This window comes from Microcystis sp. M113S1, assembly GCF_020246945.1.
In the GTDB taxonomy this organism is placed as follows: domain Bacteria; phylum Cyanobacteriota; class Cyanobacteriia; order Cyanobacteriales; family Microcystaceae; genus Microcystis.
Genome location: NZ_JADBSA010000273.1, coordinates 1 through 3,398, shown reverse-complemented (window position 1 = coordinate 3,398; position 3,398 = coordinate 1). Strand labels below are relative to the sequence as shown.

The window sequence follows — 3,398 nt, the reverse complement described above, 5'->3', positions numbered from 1 at the left end:
TGTCAGTCTGTAGAGCGACCATAAGACCAGAACAGATTTACTCTGTTAAGGCAGGTGCGGAACCCCGCAAGGGAAAGAAGCAGAAACCTAAATCGTGAGGTTTGGGAATCACCGTCCGTTTACGGCGGTGAGGATGTCAATAACCATTGTCTAACGTCTAGGAACCGATCGCACCGGCAATTTTCCCACCCTGGCAGTTATAGGGAGCTTGCGTCGAGACTTTGTGCTTCTCCGGGGGTTAAGGGCAAATGAAGACCGCATTCTTGTTTTAAACCCTTGAAACGGGTGTCTCGTTCGTTGCTATCATCGGCGGTTAAAGGCCGACTGGAGTGCCAATCGCCGACGGAGACATAACCCAGATCAAAATAGGGATGGTAGGGAAGATCGTATTTAGTCAGATACTCGTAGATGGTTTTGGCATTCCAGTCAAGGATCGGTAATATTTTGTAACGTTCGCCCTGTTGATTGACCCATTGGAGAGTTTTGCGGTGGTCGGTTTGGTCGCGACGCAAACCCGCTAACCAAGCGGCGGCCTTTAATTCCTTCAGGGCCCGTTGCATCGGTTCCACTTTGCGGATTTTGTCGTAGAGATTGAGGGAGTCCAGATCGTTATTTGACCACAATTTACCGTGGATTGCTTCCATGCGGGCGGGACTGAGGGGAGATTGATAAACTTTCAGGTTTAAATGGAGGCGTTGGCTTAATTCTTCGGCAAATTGATAGGTTTCCGGGGGAAGATAGCCGGTATCGATCCAAATGACGGGAATATCGGGGATAATTGCGGTGACGAGGTGCAACATTACCGCCGCCTGAATGCCGAAACTGGTACTCATCACCAAACCTTCCCCAAAGGTGGCTTCCGCCCAAGCGACGATTTCCGCGGCGTTAGCGGAGTCAAAACGTTGATTAATTGTAGCGAGGTCGAGGGATAGAGGGTAGGAAAAAGACCGGTCGGCAGTGGGGATGAAGGCAGTTTCTAGGGCCTGTGGATGAGAATTAAGCAAGTGTAAATCTGGCATTCTGGCTAAGATTTAAGGTATTAGTAGCGGCGGATACTGATAGAGTCCAATCTATCCATTAGGGTTCGAGAATAGAGTCAACTCCATCTCCTCCCCTTGAGAAACGTAGGTGAGACTTTCACCTCACACGGCTCCTAGTTTTACTGCTCCATTGTTAGGGATACAGCTTGACACTGGAGAGCCGTTTTATCATCCTGACACTGGCGGTCTAGTAATTGGGGGTTTTTGTATTCATCCTGACCACCGTATTGTTGAGAATGTATATACTGTACTTCTACTATATCTGATGGGGTGAAGTGTGGCCCACACTAGCGACACCTTCCTTTGTCAAAAATCTCTCTGGTTACAATAGACTCAAGTTGGCAGCCCAAACAGTCTCTGGTGACATCTAATTGACCTCGATTAATGATAACCAAGTTAAGCAAGATTGGCAGGAATTGTCGCTAGTTTTTGCAGTTGTTTTTCAATATTGGCCCTTAATTCAGTGCGGGTGATTTCTTTTCCCGTTTGAGCGGTGTGTGCATTTTCCAGAAAAATAATACTATCTACTTTTTCTAGGGCAAATAATTGGAATAAAAGATGGGTTACGGGAATCAGGAGCGTTGATAGGGGTGAATTGGGGGTATTTTGAGCAGATATGGCCATTTTTTCCGTAGCAAAGGCATAGATTACCCTTTTCTCCTGTTGCGGCTGCTGCCGATGGGCTAAGGTGGTTAGTAACCAATCACCCTGGCTATTCTGAACCACATAGTATTGTAAATGTTTTAACTGTCTGGCCACGGCCGCGAGGACGGGATTAACCGCTTCTTCCATGACTACGGTTGCCAGTCCGTAATTGACCGCGTCTCGACTTAAAATATGCAGTTGTGCCTTTAATTTCATGGCTAATAATGTCTATAAACTAATCGATATTGACCATTCCTACCAGCGATGAGCGGTTTTTCTGCCAGGACAATTTTAGGCGTTGCTGATTTGATATCTGAATCCTCTTTGCTGGGATTTTTAAAACCTAGACCCAAACTAACTTTGGCACGGGAACCTGCACAGTTGCCATTCATCCCTTGATTCAGCAACGCTATTTAAAATTGTCGTCGTGAAAAGATGAGGATGGAGATGCCCAATAATAGACCAGTATAAACGAGACTGTAGAGGGCATTACCGATTAAGACATCAGCACTAGGCAGCAAACCATAAACGGCCTCGTTTCTAAAATTCAATCTCTCTAAATCTGGGAGAATTAGATAAATATTTTTGGTGATAGCGAGGATATTGGGATTTTTGCTGATTATACCCAATTGGATCAGATCTTTGCTGATGTGACCCATTAGATAGACCCCAAAAGTCATTAACGTGGCTATAATCGAACTGGTAAATACCCCAAAAGCGATCGCCACGGCCGCGATGAGAATTAATTCCAAACCGAGATAGAAAACCGAGACAATCAGGGGTAAAGGTTGAAAAGATACTTTCATCCCCAGCAACATCAGCAAGTAAATCACCAACATTACCCCCAACATCACCGCTAAAACCCCGGACAAACCCAAGTGTTTACCGAGGATAAATTCGGCCCGACTCAGGGGTTTGGGAATCAAAACTAAAATAGTTCTCTTGTCAATTTCCTTATTAATTAGCCCTGTACCCACAAAAACCGCAACCATTACCCCTAATAACCCGATAGCGGCTAATCCCAAGTCAAGAAAGATTTTCTGATGGGTTCCCACCGCAATTTCCGGTAATAAACGCAAAGCGAAGGCCATCAACAAGGCAAAAAACCCGATAAAGTAAAGAATTCGATCGCGAATAACCTCGCGAAAACCATTAGCTGCGATCGCCCAGATTCTCAGGATGCTGATACCCATAGCCTTTCATCGAAAATTTTGGGTCTGAAACCCCGTCGTTCTACGACGGCTTTACTGTTAAATATTAGCACATTTACAAAATATATGCCAGAATGTGAAATATGGAGAAAGCCTATTCTTACCGATGATTTTACCCCACACCCGAACAAGAGTCGCTATTGCGGCGCACCTTGGGCTGTGTAAGATTAGTTTACAATAAACCTCTCCATCTCAGAACACAAGCATGGTATGAAAGACAAGAAAGAGTAGGATATGCTGAAACGTCTTCAACGTTGACCGATTGGAAAAAGCAAGAAGAATTAGACTTTCTCAATGAAGTCAGCTGTGTACCTTTACAACAAGGGTTAAGACATCTACAAACAGCTTTCACTAACTTCTTTGCTGGTCGTCCTAAGTATCCTAACTTTAAGAAAAAACATCAAGGAGGAAGTGCCGAATTTACTAAGTCAGCTTTTAAGTTCAAAGACAAACAAATCTATTTAGCCAAATGCACAGAACCTTTACCAATTCGATGGTCAAG

The 3,398-nt window shown here is 44.6% G+C and carries 4 protein-coding genes; 1 reads left to right on the top strand and 3 read right to left on the bottom strand.

Annotated elements, in window-relative coordinates; translation table 11 throughout:
• Nucleotides 1–197: 197 nt before the first annotated feature.
• The 3 genes from cysH to IM319_RS13740 form a co-directional block, all read right to left on the bottom strand.
• Nucleotides 198–1,019 carry a phosphoadenosine phosphosulfate reductase gene (gene cysH, locus IM319_RS13750; protein WP_287673594.1) on the bottom strand — a complete coding sequence of 274 codons (822 nt, stop codon included), beginning with the start codon at nucleotides 1,017–1,019 and terminating at the stop codon, nucleotides 198–200.
• A gap of 417 nt (nucleotides 1,020–1,436) precedes the next feature.
• Nucleotides 1,437–1,901 (bottom strand): hypothetical protein, encoded by a 465-nt coding sequence (locus tag IM319_RS13745; RefSeq protein ID WP_287673595.1) that lies wholly within the window; start codon nucleotides 1,899–1,901, stop codon nucleotides 1,437–1,439.
• A 197-nt stretch (nucleotides 1,902–2,098) separates the two neighbouring features.
• The gene (locus tag IM319_RS13740; protein WP_287077210.1) at nucleotides 2,099–2,878 is read right to left on the bottom strand and encodes an ABC transporter permease; all 780 of its coding nucleotides are present in this window, start codon (nucleotides 2,876–2,878) and stop codon (nucleotides 2,099–2,101) included.
• Between the two features lie 158 nt (nucleotides 2,879–3,036).
• On the opposite strand from IM319_RS13740, the gene IM319_RS13735 reads away from it, so the two are divergent.
• A partial coding sequence (locus IM319_RS13735; RefSeq protein WP_287735946.1) for an RNA-guided endonuclease InsQ/TnpB family protein occupies nucleotides 3,037–3,398 on the top strand: 362 nt, incomplete at its 3' end.